At 65.6% G+C, this 22,862-nt stretch carries 20 protein-coding genes and 1 tRNA gene; 9 read left to right on the forward strand and 12 right to left on the reverse strand.

The annotated features are described in order from the left end of the window. Positions 1–528 (forward strand): Smr/MutS family protein, encoded by a 528-nt coding sequence (locus ABDV78_RS12565; RefSeq protein ID WP_343527738.1) that lies wholly within the window; start codon positions 1–3, stop codon positions 526–528. On the opposite strand, the gene dapE is transcribed toward ABDV78_RS12565, so the two are convergent. The 7 genes from dapE to rpmH form a co-directional block, all read right to left on the reverse strand. Next, the gene (gene dapE, locus ABDV78_RS12570) at positions 506–1,621 is read right to left on the reverse strand and encodes a succinyl-diaminopimelate desuccinylase (RefSeq protein ID WP_343527718.1); all 1,116 of its coding nucleotides are present in this window, start codon (positions 1,619–1,621) and stop codon (positions 506–508) included. The two genes, ABDV78_RS12565 and dapE, sit on opposite strands and share 23 nt — an antisense overlap. A gap of 234 nt (positions 1,622–1,855) precedes the next feature. Continuing rightward, positions 1,856–2,518 (reverse strand): glutathione S-transferase family protein, encoded by a 663-nt coding sequence (locus tag ABDV78_RS12575; protein ID WP_343527719.1) that lies wholly within the window; start codon positions 2,516–2,518, stop codon positions 1,856–1,858. 98 nt (positions 2,519–2,616) lie between these two features. Beyond that, positions 2,617–3,234: a ribosome biogenesis GTP-binding protein YihA/YsxC gene (yihA, locus tag ABDV78_RS12580; RefSeq protein ID WP_343527739.1), complete on the reverse strand. Its 618-nt coding sequence runs from the start codon at positions 3,232–3,234 to the stop codon at positions 2,617–2,619. A gap of 56 nt (positions 3,235–3,290) precedes the next feature. Then, the gene (gene yidC / locus ABDV78_RS12585) at positions 3,291–4,988 is read right to left on the reverse strand and encodes a membrane protein insertase YidC (RefSeq protein WP_343527720.1); all 1,698 of its coding nucleotides are present in this window, start codon (positions 4,986–4,988) and stop codon (positions 3,291–3,293) included. A gap of 18 nt (positions 4,989–5,006) precedes the next feature. Continuing rightward, entirely contained in the window at positions 5,007–5,219 is a 213-nt protein-coding gene (gene yidD / locus ABDV78_RS12590; RefSeq protein WP_267434169.1) for a membrane protein insertion efficiency factor YidD, read from the reverse strand. Positions 5,220–5,221: 2 nt separating this feature from the next. Next, on the reverse strand, positions 5,222–5,668 hold the full coding sequence (rnpA, locus tag ABDV78_RS12595) for a ribonuclease P protein component (protein WP_343527741.1): 447 nt from the start codon (positions 5,666–5,668) through the stop codon (positions 5,222–5,224). Beyond that, positions 5,668–5,802 carry a 50S ribosomal protein L34 gene (rpmH, locus tag ABDV78_RS12600; protein WP_007404632.1) on the reverse strand — a complete coding sequence of 45 codons (135 nt, stop codon included), beginning with the start codon at positions 5,800–5,802 and terminating at the stop codon, positions 5,668–5,670. The genes rnpA and rpmH overlap by 1 nt, the downstream gene beginning before the upstream one ends. A 197-nt stretch (positions 5,803–5,999) precedes the next feature. On the opposite strand from rpmH, the gene ABDV78_RS12605 reads away from it, so the two are divergent. The 5 genes from ABDV78_RS12605 to ABDV78_RS12625 all read left to right on the forward strand — a co-directional run bounded on the left by ABDV78_RS12605 (position 6,000) and on the right by ABDV78_RS12625 (position 14,571). Then, positions 6,000–7,514, forward strand: coding sequence for a YifB family Mg chelatase-like AAA ATPase (locus tag ABDV78_RS12605; protein ID WP_343527721.1), 1,515 nt, complete (start codon positions 6,000–6,002; stop codon positions 7,512–7,514). A 117-nt stretch (positions 7,515–7,631) separates the two neighbouring features. Beyond that, positions 7,632–7,716 (forward strand) — tRNA-Leu (locus ABDV78_RS12610). A gap of 490 nt (positions 7,717–8,206) precedes the next feature. Further along, on the forward strand, positions 8,207–10,543 hold the full coding sequence (locus ABDV78_RS12615; protein WP_343527722.1) for an EAL domain-containing protein: 2,337 nt from the start codon (positions 8,207–8,209) through the stop codon (positions 10,541–10,543). Between the two features lie 219 nt (positions 10,544–10,762). After that, positions 10,763–13,345 (forward strand): TonB-dependent receptor, encoded by a 2,583-nt coding sequence (locus tag ABDV78_RS12620; RefSeq protein WP_343527723.1) that lies wholly within the window; start codon positions 10,763–10,765, stop codon positions 13,343–13,345. 14 nt (positions 13,346–13,359) lie between these two features. Beyond that, a complete protein-coding gene (locus ABDV78_RS12625) occupies positions 13,360–14,571 on the forward strand; it encodes a histidine-type phosphatase (RefSeq protein WP_343527724.1) in 1,212 nt (403 codons plus the stop codon). A 159-nt stretch (positions 14,572–14,730) separates the two neighbouring features. Here the strand turns inward: ABDV78_RS12625 and ABDV78_RS12630 are convergent, their stop codons facing one another. The 3 genes from ABDV78_RS12630 to ABDV78_RS12640 are packed head-to-tail and all read right to left on the reverse strand — an operon-like array spanning position 14,731 to position 16,292. Beyond that, complete coding sequence (locus ABDV78_RS12630) at positions 14,731–15,069, reverse strand: hypothetical protein (protein ID WP_343527726.1); 339 nt, start codon at positions 15,067–15,069, stop codon at positions 14,731–14,733. Further along, the gene (locus tag ABDV78_RS12635) at positions 15,042–15,449 is read right to left on the reverse strand and encodes a DoxX family protein (protein ID WP_343527727.1); all 408 of its coding nucleotides are present in this window, start codon (positions 15,447–15,449) and stop codon (positions 15,042–15,044) included. The genes ABDV78_RS12630 and ABDV78_RS12635 overlap by 28 nt, the downstream gene beginning before the upstream one ends. 27 nt (positions 15,450–15,476) lie before the next feature. Next, positions 15,477–16,292, reverse strand: coding sequence for a class III extradiol ring-cleavage dioxygenase (locus ABDV78_RS12640; RefSeq protein ID WP_343527728.1), 816 nt, complete (start codon positions 16,290–16,292; stop codon positions 15,477–15,479). A gap of 93 nt (positions 16,293–16,385) precedes the next feature. Between ABDV78_RS12640 and ABDV78_RS12645 the strand changes: the two genes are divergently transcribed. Beyond that, the gene (locus ABDV78_RS12645; protein WP_343527729.1) at positions 16,386–17,294 is read left to right on the forward strand and encodes a LysR family transcriptional regulator; all 909 of its coding nucleotides are present in this window, start codon (positions 16,386–16,388) and stop codon (positions 17,292–17,294) included. Between the two features lie 2 nt (positions 17,295–17,296). Here the strand turns inward: ABDV78_RS12645 and ABDV78_RS12650 are convergent, their stop codons facing one another. Further along, positions 17,297–18,223 carry a LysR family transcriptional regulator gene (locus ABDV78_RS12650; protein WP_343527730.1) on the reverse strand — a complete coding sequence of 309 codons (927 nt, stop codon included), beginning with the start codon at positions 18,221–18,223 and terminating at the stop codon, positions 17,297–17,299. 100 nt (positions 18,224–18,323) lie between these two features. Between ABDV78_RS12650 and ABDV78_RS12655 the strand changes: the two genes are divergently transcribed. Further along, positions 18,324–18,938: an isochorismatase family protein gene (locus tag ABDV78_RS12655; protein ID WP_343527731.1), complete on the forward strand. Its 615-nt coding sequence runs from the start codon at positions 18,324–18,326 to the stop codon at positions 18,936–18,938. A 3-nt stretch (positions 18,939–18,941) separates the two neighbouring features. Beyond that, positions 18,942–19,802: a pirin family protein gene (locus tag ABDV78_RS12660; RefSeq protein ID WP_343527732.1), complete on the forward strand. Its 861-nt coding sequence runs from the start codon at positions 18,942–18,944 to the stop codon at positions 19,800–19,802. Between the two features lie 263 nt (positions 19,803–20,065). Here the strand turns inward: ABDV78_RS12660 and ABDV78_RS12665 are convergent, their stop codons facing one another. Beyond that, entirely contained in the window at positions 20,066–22,168 is a 2,103-nt protein-coding gene (locus tag ABDV78_RS12665) for a TonB-dependent siderophore receptor (protein WP_343527733.1), read from the reverse strand. Between the last annotated feature and the right edge of the window lie 694 nt (positions 22,169–22,862).

Below are 22,862 nucleotides of genomic sequence, written 5' to 3' on the forward strand. Positions count from 1 at the left end.
ATGGAGACGGTGCGGCCTCTGCGCGCCGCGATCGTTCCCGCTCGCCCCGCGACGCCGCCACCGACCATGGAGGCGGTGTTCCACGAAACGCCCGGCGCGCCCAAGGTCCGGGTGAAGGGCCGGGTCCCGCCGTTGCGTCAGCCCGTTCCGCCGCCCGCCACGCCCAAGAAGGGCCCCGGCGAAACGCTGGACGGCGGGTGGGACAAGAGGCTGTCACGAGGCAGCGTGATGCCCGACAGTTCGCTCGATCTGCATGGTCACACGCTGTCGTCCGCCCATGCCTTGCTCGATCAGGGGCTGGGGCGTGCGATCGCGCGGGGCGACCGTGTGCTCCTGCTGGTGACGGGCAAGCCACCGCGCCCCGAAAGCGAGCGTCCCCATGCGCGTGGTGCGATCCGCGCGGCGATCAGCGACTGGCTGGGCGCGTCGCGCCATGCCGATGCGATCGCGGCGATTCGGAACGCCCATCCGCGCCACGGCGGGCAGGGCGCGCTCTATATCGTGTTCAGGCGTCCGCGCGAGCGATGATCCCGGCATAGATGCGGGTCAGCGTGTAAAGGTCTTCGACCGCCACGGCCTCGTCCACCTTGTGCATCGTTGCATTGAGCAGCCCGAACTCGACCGTCGGGCACAGCTTCGACAGGAACCGCGCGTCAGAGGTGCCGCCGGTGGTCGATAGCTCCGGCGCGATCCCCGTCTCGGCGTGGATGGCCTCGGCGATCAGGGTCGAGAATGCGCCCGGCTGGGTCAGGAACGCCTCTCCCGAGATGCGGCCCGTCACCTGCGCGGCGGGGGCATGGGATTGCGCGATCGCCGCAATCCGCTCGATCAGCGCCTCGCTGCTCTGTTCGTCATTGAACCGGATCGACAGACGCGCTTGGGCCGATCCCGGAATGACGTTGTGCGCCGGATTGCCGACATGCAGGTCGGTGATCTCGATATTGGACGGTTGAAACCAGGCATTGCCGGTGTCGAGCGTGATCCCCTCGATCTCCGCGAGGATCGCGATCAGCGGCGTGATCGGATTGTCGGCAAGGTGCGGATAGGCGACATGCCCCTGCCGCCCCGGGACGGTGATCCAGATATTGACCGAGCCCCGTCGCCCGATCTTCATCATGTCGCCCAGCCTCTGGGTCGAGGTCGGCTCACCGACCAGGCACAGGTCGGGCGCGACGCCGCGCTCGGCCATCCGGTCGATCAGCGCGCGGGTGCCGTAAATGGCGGGGCCTTCTTCATCGCCGGTGATGATCAGCGACAGGGGAATGGTCGGCTCGGCCGGGATCGCCGCGACGAAGGCGGCGACCGCGCCCTTCATATCGACCGCGCCGCGCCCGAAGAGCAGGCCATCGCGGACATCGCCGGAGAAGGGCGACCCCTGCCACCCTTCGCCAGCGGGCACGACATCGACATGGCCCGCAAAGGCCAGGTGGGGGCCCGTGCCGCCGCGCGTGGCGAGCAGGTTCTCGACCGGCCCGTCCGGTGCCTCACCCGCGACAAAGCGGTCGACCGTGAAGCCCAGCGGGGTCAGCGCGGCGTCCAGCACATCGAACACGCTGCCCATGGCGGGGGTCACGCTGTCGGTGCGGATCAGGGCTTGGGCGAGGGCGAGGACGTCGATCATGACGCGCGGCATAGGCGGGGTGCGGTCGATCGGCAATCGGCCGATTGAGCGCGATGACGGCCCCCAGGGCCGGCCGGCCTCGTTCGTGCCGGGCGTAGCAGGAGTGATGCGACGAACGATCCCGACCATAAGGGCCGCAAGGCAGGCGGGCGACTGCTGCTGTTCGAGGCACGCTGAGCTCAAGGCCCTCGGTCCGTTCCGTGCGACGAAGATCGCCAGGGGGAGCGGATTGGCCTACGCGACCGGCTGTTCGAACCGCTCGATCACCCATTCCTCCTCCTGCGCAGCGGCGATCCAGTCCTGCATGAAGGGATGGCGGAGCACCGCGTCCATATAGGGCACGGCAAAGCGCGCGACGGGCAGTTGATAGGTGACGATCCGGGTGACGACCGGGGCGAACATGATGTCCGCCGCGCCGAACGCGCCGAACAGGAAATCGCCCTCGCCACCGAAGCGCGCCCGTGCCTGGGCCCATAATTCCATGATCCGCTGGAGATCGACGATCACGTCCTCGTCCGGGGTCTGAGCGGGATAGACCTGGCGGATATTCATGCTGTGCTTGCGACGCAGCGCGACGAAGCTGGAATGCATCTCGGCCGCCATCGACCGCGCCATCGCACGCGCGGCATCGTCGGCGGGCCAGAAGCGGTCGCGGCCCACTTTGTCGGCGAGATAGTCGATGATCGCCAGGCTGTCCCACACGACCGCGTCGCCGTCCCACAGGATCGGCACCTTGCCGGAGGAGGGGGCGAACTCGGCCCCTTCGCGCCGTTTGTCCCAGTCGGCGTCGTAGAGCGGCACGACCACCTCCTCAAACGGAAGGCCGGATTGCCGGCAGGCAAGCCAGCCGCGCAGCGACCAGGAGGAATAGGCCTTGTTACCGATGATGAGCTTCATGGCGTCAGGGGTAACGCCCCCTGGCGAGCCTAGCAACCGCACAAAAAAGGCCCATCCGGGGAACCGGATGGGCCGTGATGTCGCGGCGGGAAGGGGGATCAGCCGATCGCTTCCAGCACGGCCGCCCGCAGTTCGGGAATGCCCATGCCGCCCTCGCTGGAGGTGGCGAGAATGTCGGGATGGGCCGCCGCCCGCTTGCGCGCTTCGGCTTGCGTCCGCTCCACCACGGTGGCGAGTTCGCTTGCCTTCACCTTGTCCGCCTTGGTCAGGACGATCCGGTAGCTGACCGCCGCGCGGTCGAGCATCTCCAGGATTTCGCGATCGACGTCCTTGATGCCGTGGCGCGAATCGATCAGCACCAGCGCGCGCTTCAGCGCCTGGCGACCGCGCAGGAAGTCGTTCACCAGGAAACGCCACTGCTTGACCATGTCCTTGGGGGCCTTGGCAAAGCCATAGCCGGGCATGTCGACCAGCCGCAACGTGGGCGGGGTGCCCACGTCGAAGAAGTTCAACTCCTGCGTCCGCCCTGGCGTATTGGAGGTGCGGGCCAGGCCGTTGCGGTTGGTCATCGCGTTGAGCAGCGACGACTTGCCGACGTTCGACCGGCCCGCCACCGCGACTTCCGGCACGATCGGGTCGGGCAGGAATTTCAGCGCGGGCGCGGACTTCAGGAAGCTGACCGGCCCGGCGAACAGCTTGCGCGCCGATTCGACCAGTTCCTCGGAAAAGCCCTGGGGCTCGTCCGAGGGGGCGGGAGGGCTGGGAAGCTCGCTCACTTGGCGACCGGCTGCTTCAGGCCCGGATGGCGGGCGTAGAGCAGGCGCTGCTGCAGGATCGAGATGCAGTTGGTCGTGATCCAGTAGACCTGCAGGCCGACCGCGAACGGTGCCATCACGAACATCAGCACCCAGGGCAGGATCGCGAAGACCTGCTTCTGCGCGTCGTCCATCGGCTGCGGGTTCATCTTGAACTGGAAGTACATCGAGATGCCCAGCAGGATCGGCACCACGCCGATCGCGATGAAGTGCGGCGGCATGAAGGGCAGCAGACCGAACAGGTTGACCGGGGTCAGCGGATCGGGCGCGGACAGGTCCTTGATCCACAGCACGAAGGGCTGATGCCGCATCTCGATCGTCAGCATCAGCACCTTGTACAGCGCATAGAAGATCGGAATCTGGATCAGCGTCGGCAGACAGCCCGCCAGCGGATTGACCTTCTCCTGCTTGTAGAGGGCCATGACCTCCTGCTGCATGCGGACCTTGTCGTCCTTGTGGCGTTCCTGCAGCGCCTTCATCTTGGGCTGCACCGCGCGCATCGCCGCCATCGAGGCGAACTGGCGCTGTGCGATCGGGAACATCAGCGCGCGGATGGTGACGGTCAGCAGGATGATCGCGACGCCGAAATTGCCGACCAGACGGAACAGCCAGTCGAGATAATAGAAGATCGGCTTTTCGAGAACGCGCAGATAGCCCCAGTCGAGCGCGTAGTCGAGCTTCGTCGCGCCTTCCTTGTCGGTATAGCGGTCGAGCAGCGCGACTTCCTTGGCGCCCGCGAAGAAGCGGGTGGTCTGGGTCAACTGCTTGCCGGGTGCCAGCGTCTGCGGCTGGAGGGTGTAATCGGCCTGATAGGTCTGGCCCGCCCCGGCGCGGAACTGGCCGTCAAAGGCCTTGGACTGATCGGGGATCAGCGTCGCCAGCCAGTATTTGTCGGTAAAGCCCAGCCAGCCGCCCGTGGTGGTGAAGCGGGTGGGGGCCTTGTCCAGATCCTTCCAATTGGGGCCGTAATGTGCGGTGCCGTCATTGACCGACATCGGGCCGACATGGATCGTCCATGTGTCCGGGTCGGCCGAGATGCCGCGATTGACATAGCCATAGGCCGCGACCGGCACGGCCGCGCTGCCACCATTGGCCACCGTCTGCTGGACGGTGAACATGTAATCCTTGTCGACCGACAGGGTGATGCGGAACTGCTGGCCCGTTGTGTTGGCGGCGCTCAGCGTGACCGGCTGGCCGGGGCGCAGCACAGGCGCGCTGGCGGTCCAGACCGCATCGGCGGCGGGCGGGTTCAGCCCGTCGGTGCGCCAGCCGAACCCGGCAAAATAGGCACCCTCGGCACCCGCCGGCGACAACAGGCGGATCGGGGTCGAGTCCTTCGCCACCGTTTCCTTGTAATCGAGCAGGACGAGGTCATCGATCCGCGCGCCCTTCAGGTTGATCGAGCCCTTCAGGCGCGGCGTGTCGATCGCCACGCGCGGGGTCTCGGCCAGCACGATGCGGCGATCGCGAATCGCCGACGGCGTCGTCGCGGTCGGGTTGGCGGTGGAATTGACCACCGGCACCTGCTTGCCATCGACGATCTTCGTCGCGGGCGGGTTGCTCGGGAAGAACTTGTTCTGGATGAGCGGCCATCCGAACAGGATCAGCGCCGCGATCACCGCGAACACGACGAAATTCTTGCGGTCTTCGTTCACGTCGAAACCCCAGTTGTGTCAGGGTACCGGGTCGGGTCCGTGCCCGCCCCAGGGATGGCACCGCGCAATGCGCTTGAGCGCCAACCAGCCCCCTTTGACCGCGCCATAGCGGCCAATGGCCTCAATTGCATAGGCCGAACAGGATGGTTGATAGCGACAACTGGGCGGCAGGATGAGCGAGGGGCCGAGTTGCCAGCCCCGCGCGATGAGGATCAGGGCCCGCGCGAACATCGTCACGCGGGCTCCTGCGAAGGGGAGGCTGGCTGGCGATGCGCGCCGCCACGGGGGCCACGCCCCTTGCCACGACCGTGATGCACGCGGGGTTCGCGCGGTTTCTGGTCGCTGGCGGTCTCGGGCGAGGCAGCGCGGGTCAGCGCCTTGGCCAGTTCGGCGGTGAGCGCGCCATAGTCGCGCTCGATCCCGCCTTGCCGTCCGATCAGGACATGGTCCGCGCCGGATATGCCCTTGACCGGAAAAAGATCGCGCGCGAGCGCCCGCAACCGGCGTTTCATCCGGTTGCGAACGACCGCGTTGCCGATCTTCTTGGTGACGGTGAAGCCGACGCGAATCGAGGCGTCACCGTCGTCACGCGGGCGAACCTGCAGCACGAAGCCGGGCATCGCCACGCGTCGCCCGCCATTGGCCGCGAGGAAATCGCGGCGGCGGGTCAGCGTCGTGATTACGCCGACAGCTTCTTGCGGCCGCGCGCGCGACGCGCCCGGATCACCGCACGGCCGCCGGGCGTCGCCATCCGCGCACGGAAGCCGTGACGGCGAGCGCGCACCAGGTTGCTGGGCTGAAAGGTCCGCTTCATCGTTCATTCCTTGGATACGTCTGAATAAAAACGGCCGCCACGAGGACGGCCTTGGTGGCAAGCCGCTTACGCAAAGCAGGGTTCCAAGTCAATCCGCCGTGCACGATCCGCACAGGCCCATCGCCCCTTGCGGTCGGGGGGCATCCTTTGCAGGAAGCATGAGCGGGCAGGGGGATAGCCCGTACAGGGGGATTCGCATGGCGACGATCGTGTCCACGGTGGCCTATCTGGGGCTGGAGGCGCGTGCCGTCGAGGTGCAGGTCCAGTTGATCGCCGGACTGCCGGCCTTCAATCTGGTCGGGCTGGCCGACAAGGCGGTGGGGGAGAGCCGCGAGCGGGTTCGCGCCGCGATCGCCGCCATGGGTCTGGCGCTGCCGCCCAAGCGCATCGCGGTGAACCTGTCGCCCGCCGACCTGCCCAAGGAGGGATCGCATTTCGACCTGCCGATCGCGCTGGCCCTGCTGGGGGCGATGGGCGTGATCGATGCGGAACTGCTCGCCGATCATGTGGTGGTGGGCGAACTGGCGCTGGATGGGCGGATCGGTCCGTCCCCAGGCGTGTTGCTGGCCGCGATCCATGCGGGGGCGGTCGACAAGGGGCTGATCTGCCCCGCCGCGCAAGGGGCGGAGGCGGGCTGGGCCGGGGGCGGATCGGTGATCGCCGCGCCCGATCTGTTGTCGCTGATCAACCACCTGAAGGGCCATTCGGTCCTGCCTTTGCCGGACGCCGGGCTGGTCGAGGAAAGCTTTGCCGGTCCTGACCTGTCACAGGTGAAAGGACAGGAGAATGCGCGGCGCGCGTTGGAGATCGCGGCGGCGGGTGGCCATAACCTGCTGATGAGCGGTCCGCCGGGGTCGGGCAAGTCGCTGATGGCGGCCTGTCTGCCGGGAATCCTTCCTCCGCTCGACGCTGCCGAAGCGCTGGAGGTTTCAATGGTCCAGTCCGTCGCCGGAACCCTGGCGGGAGGGCGGCTGACCCGTACACGCCCCTTCCGCGCGCCGCATCACTCGGCCTCGATGGCGGCGTTGACCGGTGGCGGCCTGCGGGCGCGGCCGGGCGAGGTCAGCCTGGCGCATCTCGGCGTCCTGTTCCTCGACGAACTCCCCGAGTTCCAGCGCGCCGTACTCGATTCGCTGCGCCAGCCGCTGGAGACGGGTACGGTGAGCATCGCGCGCGCCAATGCGCACGTCACCTTCCCGGCGCGTGTCCAACTCGTGGCGGCGATGAACCCATGCCGTTGCGGACATCTGGGCGATGCGGCACTGGCCTGCGCCCGCGCGCCGCGCTGTGCCGCCGATTACCAAGCCAAGATTTCCGGGCCGCTGCTCGACCGCATCGACCTTAGCGTGGAGGTGCAGCCCGTCCGGGCCATCGACCTGTTCGCGCCCTCCGCCGCCGAATCATCGGCCATGGTCGCCGCGCGGGTGGCGGCGGCGCGGGCGCGGCAGACCGAACGCTATCGCGATGCGCCGGTGGCGGTTCGCACCAATGCCGAGGCGGACGGCGGCCTGCTCGAACGCTGGGCAATGCCGGATGAGGCGGGGCGGGCGCTCTTGGCCGAAGCGGCGGAGCGCATGCGGCTGACCGCGCGCGGTTATACCCGGGTCTTGCGCGTGGCGCGCACCATCGGCGATCTGGCGGGGGCGGAGCGCGTCGGCCGCATCCATATCGCCGAAGCGCTCAGCTATCGCCAGCGTCCGCCGACGAACTGAACGATGGCGCCTAAGCCACCGCCCGCCTTTCCTGGTGTCGTAATCCATGATTGTCGCCGATCGCGACAATCCCCGCTTGCGCCCGCCATCACCCTCGTCTAGCAGCGCGTCTTCGCTGCCCCTGTGGCGAAATTGGTAGACGCATTCGACTCAAAATCGAACGCCGCAAGGCATGCTGGTTCGAGTCCGGCCAGGGGCACCACTTCCGGTCAAAGATGGGCCCCGCGCCCTCTTTGACCGGGAAGTCTAGCGGCAAGGCCGTTCTCCAGCACTGACAGTAGACCAGAGATGATGATCTCGGGCGCCTTGACATGGGTTTTGCCAGTCAACATCCTCCGATAAGCTGAACGCAGGCTGCTATCTGTGTCCGGTCTCTTCTCACGCAGCATATCGCCGATGCCGTCGAGCGTGCGTTCGTCGCCATGTCGTCGAGAATTGTCTGGCGCAGCGGGGTGTTGCGTATCCCGGTCCCTGACGTCGGCCGCCTCCGCTGCGGCAGGATCAAGCCTCAGGGTAAGCGACTGACATCGTTGCGAATATCGACACCGCACAGCGGCTTCGCGCCAGGAAAAACGATCGGCGGGGCGCGCGCTTGCTGTGATCGAGATTCCCTATGAGACAGATTTTGTTAACTGATTAGTTTAGCGTCGAATTTAACTTATGATCATAGGGCAGATGGGTTAGGAGGGTTGATGCGCTTTCTTACCTGTCTGGCCCAAGAGCATGATCTTCGCTTGGTCGTGCTTGCCGCCGCATTCTGCCTGACCGGCTCCGCGATCACGATCAGGCTGCTCCAGAGGCTGCGGTCGGCCGATCGCGGCGCCCGATTGGCCTGGATCTTCATGGGAGGCCTGTCGACCGGCGCGACCATCTGGTGCACGCATTTCATCGCGATGATCGCCTATCAGCCGGGTGTCACGGTCGCCTATGATCCGATGATCACGGGGCTATCGCTGGTGATCGCCGTCATGGGCAGCGCGATCGCGCTGGCTGTCGCGGTCCGTCGCTGGTCGTTTGCCCCGGTCCTGGGTGGCGCGCTCTTCGGCTTGGCGGTTACCGCCATGCACTATACCGGCATGATGGCTTTCGCGGCCAGGGGGTTGGTGGCGTGGTCGACCCCCTATGTGGTGGTGTCGGTGTTCTTCTCCGTCGTCTTCGGCGCAATGGCGTTCACCCGTGCCTTGTCGACACGCAAGCGGGACAATCCATGGCCCGCGACCATGCTCATGGTGACGAGCATCGTCCTTCTTCATTTCACCGGCATGGCGGCGTTGGCGATCGCGCCCGTCGCGCCGGGACTGGATCAGCCGGACAGCCATGGCGCGACGATGGTCATGGCGTTCGCCGTCGCCGCGGTGGGACTGCTGGTGCTCGGCACGGGCTTTGCCACCTATGTCCTGGACATGTCGTCCCGGGTCGCTTCGCAGCGTCGTCTGGAACGCGTGATGGAGGGTAGCGTCGATGCGATGATCGTCGAGAGCGAGGGGCGGATCATCGCTGCGAACGGCGCATTCGCGGAGCTTTCGGGCGTGGGCGACGACGATGTCCTGGGACAGTCGCTTGGCCGCTGGGTTGCGGACATCCGATCGATCGAGCCCGGTGCCCTGGTCCAGCGCAATCTCGGGGCCGCTGATGGCTCCGTCATTCCCGTCGAGATCGCCCTGCGAGTCGACCAGGACCAAAGCCAATCATACATGATCTATGCGCTTCGCGACGTGCGTCAGCGATTGGCGCAGGAGCGCCGCATCGCGCATCTGGCCCGCAACGACAGCCTGACCGGACTGCCCAACCGCGCGTCGTTTCTGGAGTGGTCCCATCACCAGACTACGGCAGATGGGCCCGGCCGCCGCCTGGCGCTGCTCTCGATCGATCTCGACGGCTTCAAGGACGTCAATGACACGCACGGTCATGCCGCAGGGGATCATCTGCTTGCCACCATCGGGAAACGGATGAAGGCGCTGACTCGGCACGGTGAGTTCCTGGCCCGGTTGGGTGGGGATGAGTTCGTGGCGTTGATCGCCATCGAGGATCACGAAGATGCGATCGACCTCATCGATCGGCTGCGTGCCGCGATCACCGAGCCCGTCGACTATGACCGGTCGTCGCTGAGCTGCGGCATGAGCGTGGGTGTCGCGCTCTGGCCGCAGGACGCCGGTGAGCTGTCGGCGCTGATCAACAATGCCGATCTGGCGATGTATCGCGCCAAGTCGAGTATCGCGACCGACTATTGCTTCTATGAAGAGGAAATGGACCAAGCGGTCCGGGCGCGTCGCCGCATCGCCTCCGAACTGCGCGACGCGCTGGAGCACGAGCAGTTTGCGATCCACTGGCAGGTGCAGGCATCGGTCGAGACCGGCGAGATTACCGGGTATGAGGCGTTGCTCCGCTGGACCAAGCCCGACGGCACCAAGGTCTCGCCGTTCGAGTTCATCGGGATCGCCGAGCAGACCGGCCTTATCCTTCCGATCGGCGAGTGGGCCCTGCGGCGCGCCTGCCAGGAGGCGGTGGCCTGGACGATTCCGTGGAAGATCGCGGTGAACCTGTCGCCGGTACAGCTCGGCCATGTCGACCTGCCCCGGCTGGTCGATCAGATTCTGGTCGAAACCGGCCTGGCACCCGCTCGGCTGGAGCTGGAGATCACCGAGTCCGCGATGATCGCGGATCCCGAGCGCACGACGCATGTGTTGCGCCAGTTGAAGGCGCTCGGCGTGTCGATCGCGATGGACGATTTCGGCACGGGCTATTCATCGCTGTCGACGCTGCGTTCCTTCCCCTTCGACAAGATCAAGCTCGACCGCTCGTTCATGACCGAACTGGACGTGGCGCCGCAATCGGCCGCCATCATCCGGGCGGTCCTGGCGCTGGGCGACAGCCTGTCGATTCCCGTTCTGGCGGAGGGGGTGGAGACCGCGTCGCAGCTCGATTTCCTGCGGACCGAAGGCTGTAACGAGGCGCAGGGTTATCTGCTGGGCCGTCCGGGCTTGATGGGGCGCGATGGAAACCCGGAGTCAGAAAAATTCGCCGCTTAGCGTGATAGCCCCTTGATCGGACGTGAAAGGGGGGCGGGGCTGGCTTCCCGCCGTCGGGCGATCACGATTCCCGGCCAAGTCGTCCGGCGGATGTGGCCGCGGTGGAAGGGTGGTTACTGCTGTCACAATTTGTTAACGGCAGTGTCGCGTTCGTGTCTTTCACCGGACCTACCGGACATCCCAACCGTCGCCATGGCGGCAACAGGGGTGAACGCCATCATGAAGACCTTTACGCTGCTCGCCGGCGCCTCGGCCCTTGGCCTTTTGGTGGCGGGCAGCGCCAGCGCGCAGGCCGGCCCGACGGTGGCCGGTGCCGGTGCCGGTGATGGCGGAACGCCCGCCGATATCGTCGTCGTCGGCACGGCTCAGGGCGAGAGGAAGGCGATCGAGGCCAAGCGGCAGGCGGACAATGTCGTCGAGGCGCTATACGCCAACGATGTCGGCAAGCTGCCGGACCAGAATGTCGCCGAGGCGGTTCGCCGCCTGCCCGGCGTGTCGGTGGCCAACGACCAGGGCGAGGGGCGCTATGTCATCATTCGGGGCGTCAATCCGAACCTGGTCAATGTCGTCCTGAACGGCCTGACCATGCCCGCGCCGGAGCCCGACGGGCGGCAGGTGAAGCTGGACGATCTCCCCTCGGCGCTCATCAATTCGGTGATCGTCACCAAGTCGCTGACCCCGGATCAGGACGCCAACGCCATTGGCGGCGAGGTCAATATCCGCACGCTGACCGCGTTCGACCGCAAGGCGTCGTCCTTCGCCGATGCACGGCTTCAGTACGGGGCCTATCATCTGAACGGCAAGCATCCCTATGAGGCTGACGTCCAGGTCGGTGGACGCTTCGGCCCCGAGCAGCAGTTCGGCGCGGTCCTGTCGGTCAACTATTCGCAGCGGCCGATCGAATCCGAGAATTTTCAGGGCTCGACCAACTGGCGCAGTGTCACGGCGGCCGGGCGGACCGTCACGCTGCCCGACCAGGCGGGGCTGCGCGACTATAATCTGGTCCGTACCCGCGAAGGCGTGGTGCTGAACCTCGACTGGCACCCGTCAGAGGCGGCACAACTGTTCCTGCGGGGCACGCTGTCACGGTTCGACGACAATGAGACGCGCGACCAGTTCATCATCGACAACCAGTCGGCGATCACGCCGACCGGCGATGTCGCCGGAACCTTCCGAGGCCGTGGCAGTGTTCGCGTGCGTCGGCGTGAAGAGGCAGACAATACCGGGTCGGTGCAGGGTGGCGGCCATTTCCGGTTCGGCGGTGCCATTCTCGACCTGGCGGGGGCCTGGACCCGCGCGCAGAAGCGCGACCCGCTGCGCTCGGAATATAATTTCCGCACCGGCGGCAGTGCACTGACCGTCAATTACGACGTGTCGGATACACCGTACAACTTCATCCCGACGATCCAGCCCAATGCCAACCAGATCGGCTATTCGCTCAACAGCGTCAATTACGACTATCGCAACGCGGTCGAGACCTTGTGGCAGGGGCGGGCCGATCTGACGCTCCCCGTGGCCCTGGGGCAGGACAGCACGATCAAGGTCGGCGTCAAGTATCTCGACCGCAGCAAGACCAATGCCCGCGACTATCTGACCTATGGCCTGACCAGCGGACGCAGCTTCACGCTCGCCAATGTCTCCTATCTGGGCGACAGCGGCTTCTATGACGGTCGCTATGTCTTCCCGGTCCGGGTGGACTATGGCCGGGCCCAGGCGTTCCTCGCGGCCAATCCCGGAACCATCACCGCCAATATCGCGTCCAGCCGCGCCAACAGCCTGGCGAACGACTATGATGTCGCCGAACAGATCACGGCGGGGTATGCGATGGCGACGCTGCGCCTGGGCGCGCTGACCCTGACGCCGGGGGTGCGGGTCGAGCATACCCAGGACCGGACCAGGGCGAAGCTGATTACCGCCACGTCGGCCCTGAACGAGGATTACAACAGCTTCGGCGCGAAATCCTACACCAACTGGTTTCCCGGCGTGAACGCGAAATGGGAAATCCGCGATGGCCTGATCGTGCGCGCGGCGGCGACGACAGCGATCGGCCGCCCCAACTATCCCGACCTTGCGCCCTATGTGCAGGTCGACCAGACGGCCTCGCCGACCACCGTCACGCTCGGCAATCCGGGGTTGAAGCCTTACAAGGCGGTCAATCTCGACGCCGCGCTGGAATATTATCTGCCGGGGCAGGGGATCGTCTCGCTCGGCTATTTCTACAAGCATATCGACAACCCGATCTATACCGGCACGACGGTCAACGCGTCGGGCACGTTCGGCGGGCAGGCGCTGACCGGGATCAACCTCGTCCAGCCGATCAATGTCGACCAGGCGATGCTTCAGGGGATCGAGGCCAATCTCCAGGTCCGCTTCACCTTCCTGCCCGGCGTGCTCGACGGGTTCGGCGTGTCGGCCAATTACGCGCATATCACCGGCCATGGTCAGGGCACGATCCCCGGGGGGCGTAGCGGCGACTTCCCCCTGTTCCTGCAATCGCGCGACGTCGGTACGGCGCAGCTCTTCTATGAGAAATACGGGATCGCGGTGCGGGCGGCCTATTCCTATCGGTCGAAATATCTCGACACGATCGGGGCGACGGCGGCAACCGACCAGTACACCGACAATAACGGCCAGTTGGACCTGAACCTGTCCTATGAGGTGACACCGCAACTCACCTTCTTCGGCCAGGCGCTGAACCTCACCGATGCGCCGTGGCGGCGCTTCATCGGTACCAAGCCGCAACTGGTCGAGCGTGAGCGCTATGGCTACAGCTTCCGCTGGGGCGTGCAGTTGCACTTCTGATGAAAGGATCGCCGGTGTCGAAGTCCGCCATTCTGGCCCTGTCGCTGCTCGCCGCGACACCGCTTGCCGCGCAGGAGCCCGCACCGCCGCCGGGGCTGAAGCTCGACCGGGTGGTGATGCTGATGCGGCACGGCGTCCGCCCGCCAACCAAGGCGCCCCCCATGCCGGACGGCAGCGCCAGCGCCCCCTGGCCGAACTGGCCGGTCGCGCCGGGCTATCTCACACCGCATGGGCAGGCGGCTATCGCGCGACTGGGCCGCCATGACCGCAGCGTCTGGACTGCGGCGGGGCTGTTGCCGCGCACCGGTTGCGTCGATGTGCGGATCGTGGCCGACAGCGACGAGCGGACGATCCGTACGGCCGAGGCCTATGCCGGCACGCTGATGCCGGGCTGCACCATCGCGATCGCGCACAAGCCGCAGGACGTGCCGGACCCGATCTTCTCGCCGATCGACGAGGGCGCGGTCCCGTTCGACGCGGTGCAGGCGCGACAGGCGGTGTTGGCTGGTGCCGGGGGCGAGGGCGGTATCGCCGCGGTGGAGACACGGCTGGCGCCCGAACTGGCGCGGCTGAACGCGATCCTCTGCGCGCCCCTGTCGCCCGCATGCGGCGTGACGCAGGCTCCCTCGGGTCTTGCCCCCGCCAAGCCGGGCAAACGGCCCAAGCTGACGGGTGCGCTCGACCGCGCCTCGACCGCGGCACAAATCCTGCTGCTCGAATATGCCGAGGGCAAGCCGATGGCGGAGGTGGGCTGGGGCCGCGCGACGCCGGCCGATATCGAACGACTGGGCGTGTTCCATGCCGAGGAATTCCGCCTGCTCGCGCGGCCGCGCTATGTCGCCAGGGCCAATATGGCGGGGATCACTCCGTTGATCGTGCAGGGCCTGACGGAGGCCAAGGGGCCGGTCGTGACGATGATCTCGGGCCACGACACCAATATCGCCAGCCTGGGCGGCTTGCTCGACCTGCATTGGAAGGTGCCGGGGCTGGCCGCCGATGATCCCGCACCCGGTGGCGCCATCGTGCTGGAGCGTCTGGTCGATGCGCAGGGACACGCCTATGTCCGCGCGCTCTATCGTTCGCAGACGCCCGATCAGATCCGTACGCTCGCCGATCCGGCGAAAACGGTGCCCTATGTCGCTGTTCTGCCCATCACGGGATGCACCGCGCGGGACGTGGCGGGGCTCTGCACGATGCAGGCGTTCGAGGAACGGCTCACGCGCTAGGGGCGTGAGCCCAGGCTTTGCAGGCGCATCAACGGGCGCGGTGCTCGCGTTCCGCACGATATCGGGTCAGGGCCTCGACCGCGTCTGTCTGGAACAGCCTGACACCCATGTCAGCCAGGCGGCCTCAATATCGTTTCGGGGGCGGTCCGCGCCTCGGGATCACGACGAAGGGCACGTAGCGATAGGGTGTGATCGCGGCCAGTGGCACGGATGCAACCCCGGCAAAGGACTAGACGATCCCCGGTCCCGAGCGCCCACGCGGTGGACCGCGTCCACCACCTCGCCATAGATTGCATCCTTCACATCCAGGTTCAGGACGATCCGGTCCTTCGCCAGCGCCAGCAACTCGTTCAGCGTGGGGATAGATTGGTCGGTGATCGCCGCATCCGGGCCGCCCTCGTCCTGTCGCAGGCGCAGGGCCTTGAGCTGGGCGAGGCTGAGATCGGCGACCTTGCCGGTGCCATCACGCCTTATCGGCTGCGGGCATCGAGGCTCCATGGCCCCGGTCCGGCAGCGGCGAGATAGAGGAATACGAAGCAGAACAGGATCGCCGCCTCACCGCCATTGACCCCGGGAAAGAAGCTGACGGGGGCATGCGCGATGAAATAGGCAAAGGCCATTTCGCCCGACAGCAGGAAGGCGACCGGACGCGTCAACAGTCTTGCGACGATCAGCAGCCCGCCAGCGAATTCCAGCACGCCGGCCAGACCATAAATGCTGAACAGGGCCACCTGACCCGGCTGCGCGCCGGCGGGAAAGCCGAACAGCTTCACGATCCCATGCGCCAGGAATAACAGACCAACCACGATCCGCAGGACGGAAAGCAGGCGCGGTGCCCAATTGGCGGGAAACGTGGTCTTTTCTTCGATAGGGATCACTGTGATATTCTCCTTGATCGTTCGCCGTCAGCCGAACCGAAAGCCCGAGATGGCGGTTTCCAGAACCTGCTCACCATAGATTTTTTCGCCGGGCGCATCGTCGCCAGCGCCCGCTGCCACCATGAGCGGCAGCAGATGCTCCGCCTTCGGATGCGCAAACCGGGCGGCAGGCGCCTCTTCCCAGGCCGCCAGCGATCGGGCGCGATCGGGGCCGGGTTGCCGAACGGCATCGGTCAGCCAGCGATCGAACGCCACCGACGGCGCGGTCGAGCGCGGATCGCCATAGCCCCGCATATTGTGGAAGCTCATGCCCGAGCCGATGATCAGCACGCCCTCGTCACGCAGCGGCGATAGCGCGCGTCCGGCCTCGATCGCGCGGGCGGGGTCGAGCGTTCGCTCGACGGACATTTCCACCACCGGAATTGCGGCATCGGGGAAAGCCACCTTCAACGGCACGAACACACCATGGTCGAGGCCGCGCGCGGGATCGACATGTGCGGCCAACCCGGCGCCCGCCAGCAGATCGGCCGCACGCGCGGCCAGCTCCGGCGCGCCCGGTACATCGTAGCGCAGGGCATAGGTATGCGCGGGGAAGTTGTAGTAATCATAGATCAGGCTCGGTTCGTCCGCCCCCGTGAACGCAAAGCCTTTGGTTTCCCAGTGACCGGACGCGATCAGGATCGCCCGGGGCCGCGCCGGGAGCATGTCCGGCACGGCGCGCAGAAATGCGCCCATGTTCGTCCATATATCGCGTGGATCATCCATGAAGAAGCAGGGGCCGCCTCCATGGGGCAGGAACAGCGCGGGCTGGCGGGCGGGGCGATCGGAAGAGACGTCGAACATCGGTTGTCACCTTTCACCAACCATATGGACTGGCTACCCGATATGGATAAGCGACCTTATGATGTGATCACTTAATATCAGGAGTAGAAGATCATGGCCGATCGGTTGACGGGGCTGGAGGTGTTTGTCCGAGCGATCCGGCTGGGCAGCCTGTCGGCGGCCGGGCGGGCGATGCACATGTCGTCCGCCATGGCGGCCCGTCATCTGGAAGCGCTGGAAGCGCGGCTGGGCACGACTTTGGTCCACCGAACGACGCGGCGCCTGTCGCTGACCGAGGCGGGGGAGCAGTTCCTCGATCGGGCCGAGCGCCTGCTCGCCGAACTGGCCGAGGCCGAAGCCGAAGCGTCGGCGCGCACCATCCTGGCCGAGGGGCTGGTGCGGGTGAGCGTGCCGGCGGTGTTCGGCACGATGCACCTGGCGCCATTGCTGCCCGGTTTCGCCGAGCGGTATCCGGGCGTGACGATCGAGATGGGGTTCAACGACCGCGTCGTCGATCTGCTGGAGGAGCGGTGGGACATGGCGATCCGTATCGGCCGTCTCCCCGACAGCGGACTCGTCGCGCGCAAGCTGGCGGACGCGCGGCTCTCGCTCTGCGCAGCACCAGCCTATCTCCACCGACGCGGTACTCCGAGTTCGGTTGCCGATCTGCGCGACCATGATTGTCTTGGCTACACCTTGGCGGTGGATGGTCCGGCGACACGCTGGCGGTTCGGGAAGGAGGGCAGTATCCGCATTCCCGTGCGCGGCTCGCTCGTCGCGGACAATGGCCATGCGCTCATGACGGCAGCGATAGGAGGGCAGGGGATCGTCTATGGTCCCCGTTTCATCGTCGCGTCGGCGTTGGCCGAGGGACATCTCGTCGAGATCATGCTGGACGAACCCCTGGCGGACATGGGCGCAATCCATATCGTCACCCACCCGACGCGCCGTCCCACCGCAAAGGTTCGCGCTCTGATCGATTATGTCGCGGAGCACCTCACGACCCTGTCCACCGATTGGTAGGATCAACCTTTGGGAGGATGAGGGGCGGACGAAAGCTGGTCGAATATCCCGGTTATGGTGTTCAGCAAGGCGGACGCCGCCCGCTTCATGCGCTTCTTCCTGGGCCAGATCACGTTGATCGGCTCGCCCGGAAGCGACCAGTCGGGCATGTCGACGATTTGCAATTGTCCCGCGGCCACTGCGTCATCGGCCAGGAAATCGGGCAGCCGCGTGATGCCCAGGCCCGCGATCGCCGCGGCCACCAGTGCTTCGCTGCCATTTGTCTGAAGCCGTGTCGTCGGGCTCAGGGCAAAGCTCTGGCCTTTTCCGGTCGTCTCGAAGCGCCATGGCGATGGTCCTCCGCCGCCATTATAGGCGAGGCAATGATGGTCGGCGAGGTCGCGGGGATCCGTCGGCATCGTGCGGCTCGATGCGTAGGCCGGCGATGCGTAGAGGCGGGCAGGGGAAAGGCCGATTGGCCGGAAGGCGAGCGCCTCGTCATCGACAGGCCCGATCCGCACCGCCAGATCGAACCCGCCCGCGCGAAGGTCGACGCGCCGGTCGTCGAGTTCCAGATGCACCTCGATACCGCGATGCTCCGTCATGAAGTCGAACACGATGGGCGCCAGCCGCCTCTGACCGAAGCTATGGGGGGCCGCCATGCGGATGATGCCCACGACACGGGACGTCTGGGCCATGGCGTCTTCGACCAGACGATCGACACCGGACAGAATGGGAAGCGCATCCTCATAGGCTATCAGGCCGGCATCGGTCGGCTGGAGCCGACGACCGACCCGCAGGAACAGATCGGTCTGCAATGCGGTCTCCAGATCGCGCAGGCGTTTGCTGACGACCGATTTGGCGAGATTCATCCGGCGCGCCGCCGCTGCGACGCCACCCGTCTCCACGACGCGCACGAAGGTCTGTAATTCCTCGATCGTCGGCCGCATCGTTCGCTTATGGCGAACACAAGGTTCGCCATATCCTATATTTTGATCCCGATGTGGCGAACATAAATTGGATCGGACAGATAAGCAAAGGAACATCACCATGAGCGTCTTCGCCGATCCCAACGACACGGTTCTCCTGCTCGTCGACCATCAGGCGGGCTTGTTCCAGACGGTCGCCGATATCGAGTTGCGCCAGTTGCGGGCGAATGTGGCCGCGCTGCGTGATGCGGCGCAATTGCTGGCAATCCCGATCATCACTACCGCATCCGTGCCCGAAGGCCCCAACGGACCGCTCGTCGCCGAGACGGCGGCGATCGAAGGCGCGACGTTCGTGCCGCGCCATGGCGAGGTGAATGCCTGGGATGCCCCCGCCTTTCCACAGGCGGTCGCGGCCACGGGGCGCAAGACGCTGGTCATCGCCGGTGTCTGGACCAGCGTCTGTGTCGCCTTTCCGGCATTGGCCGCGCTGGCGGAGGGATATAGGGTCTATGCCGTGATCGATGCGTCCGGCGACGTCAGCGCGCAGGTGGCTCAGGTCGCGACGACGCGCATGGCGCAGGCTGGCGTGACCGTGACCACCACCAACGCGCTGATTGCGGAATTGCAGAAGACATGGCAGCGCGATGATGCGTTGCAGTTCGGCGCTCTCTACGCCTCCACCACGCCGCCCTATGCGACGGCGATGGAAAGTTTCTCTGCCGCTCGGAAGGGCTGAACCATGCGGACCGTTGCTCACCTCTATCCGGCGTTGCGGGACGACATCGGCGATCTGACGACCCGGCGGCCCGTCCCGGGGCCCGGTCTCGACCAGATCGATCCGTTCCTGTTCCTGAACCATCACGGCCCTCAGACCTATGCGCCGGGCAATGCGGGGTTGCCGTTCGGTCCCCACCCGCATCGCGGCTTTGAAACCGTGACCTTCATCCTCGACGGCAGCCTGGCCCATTATGACACCGGCGGGCATGAGAGCATCATCGAGACGGGCGGGGTGCAGTGGATGACGGCCGGGTCGGGCCTTGTCCATGCGGAGCTGTCGCCGCCCGCGTTCAAGCGAGACGGTGGGCCGATGGAAATCCTTCAGCTCTGGGTCAATCTGCCTGCACGCCTGAAGATGACGGACCCGCGCTATATCGGGGTATCGCGGGACCGGATCCCCTCGCTTCCCCTGCCGAATGGCGCCGGGCAATTGAACCTGGTGTCCGGGGCCTTTGATGGTGCGGTGGGACCGATCGAGTCACTGACCGATGTCTTCATGTCGACCGTCGAGCTGAACGGCGGTGCGAGCGTCACGCTTCCGGTGCCGGCGAGCCGTTCGGTCTTCCTCTACGTCGTACGCGGCGCGATCCGCATCGATGGCGTGGACGTGGACAGGTGGAATCTGGTGCGGATGAACGACGACGGAGACGCGGTCACGATCGAGGCGCTGGCGGACACGGTGCTGCTGTTCGGTCATGCCGACCCCCTGGGCGAGCCGGTGGTCGCGCGAGGCCCCTTCGTCATGAACACCGAGCAGGAAATCCGTCAGGCGATCGCCGATTATCAGGCGGGCAAGTTCGACCGGGCGCAGCCCGATCGGTGAGGAGCGGCAGGATGCACTCCATCTCGATGAACGATCCGGGCCATCCGTAAGTCATCACGACGGGCCCTTCCCGATGGATGGATATGAGGGAATGACACGGGCGAGATCACCCACGCCCGGAGAGCGTGGGTGATCCTTTCGTCCCTTGCCGAAGAGATGAACCGGGGGCGGAACAGCCTTTGAAACGGTGATAGCGTACTTGTCCCGCCGCCCCCCGGGACCGAGCACGATATGGCAGCGCTGATCGCCAGCGCTGGTATGCCCTAGAGCCGATAGCCCAGCGACAGCATCACGTTGCGCGGTGCCGAGACGAAACAGTCGCCGCGGGCAAGGCAGGATGCATAGCCGCGATTGTCGAGCAGGTTGGTGGCGTTGAGGCGCAGGCGCCACCGATCGCGCTCCAGCTCGACCAGGCCATCGACCATGGTGCGTGCGGGGGTGACGATCGTCCATGCCGCGTTGCCCGAAACCTGCTGTCCCAGATAGCGGACGCCCGCGCCCAGCCGCAGGGTCGCCCAGTCGCCCTTGAACGTCTTCGTACCCCAGGCAGACGCGGTGTGGCGCGAAAGATAGCCGATCTCGCCCGTGTCGCCATCGACATCATTGAGGCCATAGGCCAGCGACAGATCGTAATCACCGGGCAGGGCCCGGGTCGCTTCCAGCTCGAAACCCTTGGTGGTCAGCTCGCCCGCCTGGATCTGCCCCATCGGGTTGGCGGGATCGGTGACGGGGCGGTTCAGTTCCTTGATGTGGAAGCCGGTCAGGGTGACGAGCGTCGCGCGGTCGGGCTGCCACTTCACGCCGCCCTCGAACTGCTTGCCGGTCTGCGGGCGGAACGGGGTGCCCGCCGTGGTCCGGCCGGCGATCGGCTGAAAGCTCTCGGTGTAGCTGAAGAAGGGCGACAGGCCCGCCCCCACCTCGCCGATGATACCGGCGCGGAAGGTGGTGGCGGTGTCGGTCGTGCGGCTGGTGATGCCGCTGGTCACATCCAGGCTGGATCCGCGCACCCGGTCGCGGCGCGCGCCCAGCACCACCGAGACGCGGTCCCACAGCCGGATCTGGTCCTGGACATAGAGGCCGAGCTGCTTCTGCGTGTCGCGGGTGAAGGGGGCGACTAGCGGCGGTTCGATGATCGAGCGATAGTCGATATTGTAGAGGTCGATGACCTGATAGCCGTAATTGTCGCTCTTGCGGACTTCGTTCCAGCTATAGTCGACTCCCGCGAGCAGCGTGTGCTCCACCGCCGGGCCGGTCTGGAAATGCCACTGGACGTTGTTGTCGGTCGAAAAGACGTTCAGCCGCGCGACCGACGAGCCCGCATAGAGGCCGATGCGCCGTCCGTTGCTGCCCTCCACATAGGGGTTGGTCGGGTTGCTGTAGCTGTCGGTGTAATGGGTGAAATAGTCGAGGTCGCTGTCGATGTAGCGCGCCTTGAGGCTGAGCTTCAGATCGTCGTTGAATCGGTGGGTGACGATTCCCGATCCCTGGAGCAGCCGCCCGTCATATCGATCATATCCCGGCTTGCCGACGAACAGATAGCGCGACAGGCGCGGATTGCCCGGATTGTCGTAAAGCGTGCCGATGACCGGCAGGAAGTTGGCGGTCGAGCCGGTATTGTCCTTCTGATAGAGGCCGAGCAATGTCACGTCGGTGTGCGAGCCCGGCCGCCAGGTGACGGACGGGGCGATCATCACCCGGTCGTCGGGGACGTGATCGACATAGGTGTCGGCATCGCGCACCCGCGCGACGATCCGCGCGGCCAGCGTGTCGCCCGCCACACCGTTGACATCGGCCATCATCTCCTTGCGGTCATAGCTGCCATAGACGAGGTTCATGTCCGCGCTGTTGGTGAACAGCGGCGTCTTCGACACGAGATTGACGATCCCGCCGATCGAACCCTGCCCGAAGAGCACCGAGGCGGGGCCGCGCACCACCTCGACCCGTGAGAAATTATAGGGGTCGGACGCGATGCTGGCATAATAGCTGAAGATATCGCGCATCCCGTCGCGGAACTGCAGTGCATTGACCCCGCGGATCGTGAAGCTGTCGACGCGGGTGTCGCGGCCATAGGCGTCGGAATTGACCCCGGCGGCATAGCGGACGGTATCGGAAATATTGATCGCGCCCTGCGCCAGATACACATCCTCGGGGATGACGGTCAGCGGCTGTGGCACCTGGATCAGCGGCGTTTCGGTCTTGGTGCCTGCAAACGCTTCGTCCCGGCGCCCCTCCACCAGGATATCGCGGTCCTGATCGGCCGCTGGCTCGGCGCGTGGCTGACGATCGAGATTGTCCGGCATGGCAGCAAAGGCGGGCGTTCCCGCAAGCACCGCCAGCGCAACGCCGGCCAGGATGATAGGCTTCATGATGTGCGTCCCCGTTCGAATTTCGAGGGGGCATTAATGATAGTGAAACTGACTTGCAATGCCAATGCTGGCCGGCTGCGAGATGATAGTCGCTCTTTACACCGTTGCAGGCAACCACCTGATCTTGCGTCCGTTTCGCCGGACGGGTTTAAGTGGCTATTGAAACCATTGCACGATCGGGCAGCGGTGAGCCGGGGACATAATCGCGTTTGAGGGTATGCGCGAAGGCCTCCGAGATGCTGTAAACTGTGCCGTGGCAGGGCCATGATGACCACTTCGTCCTAGATGGCCAGACCCGTCGCGTTCGGGGCCTTTGGCCCGGACGGCAAATCCTTGACCGCCGTCCCTTTCTTCCACTTCGCCATGGTCTTCTGGTTGATCCCGTGATGCTCTTCATACCCTCAGGCTCTGTTGACTATGCTGTAGCGGTAGCCTGCCCCGGCGAAGGGGCCAAGGGAAAGCCTCAGTCGTGCGGGCGCTCCCGTGCAGAACATGCCCCATCGGGCTTCCTTCCAGGCTTGTGCCGGTGATGCACCGTCAAATACCGGGATCAAACACTTAGAGCGCCGAGCGTGAAGCAGGAATCAAGGGGGATTCCACTTTATCAGGAAATGTGATTCCTCCTGATCTGGAGGTGGATCATGGGTCGAGCATATTCAGGCGATCTACGGGACCGGATAGTAGGGCATGTATC

Origin of the sequence: Sphingomonas sp. (assembly GCF_039594485.1) — a bacterium.
Classification (GTDB): domain Bacteria; phylum Pseudomonadota; class Alphaproteobacteria; order Sphingomonadales; family Sphingomonadaceae; genus Sphingomonas.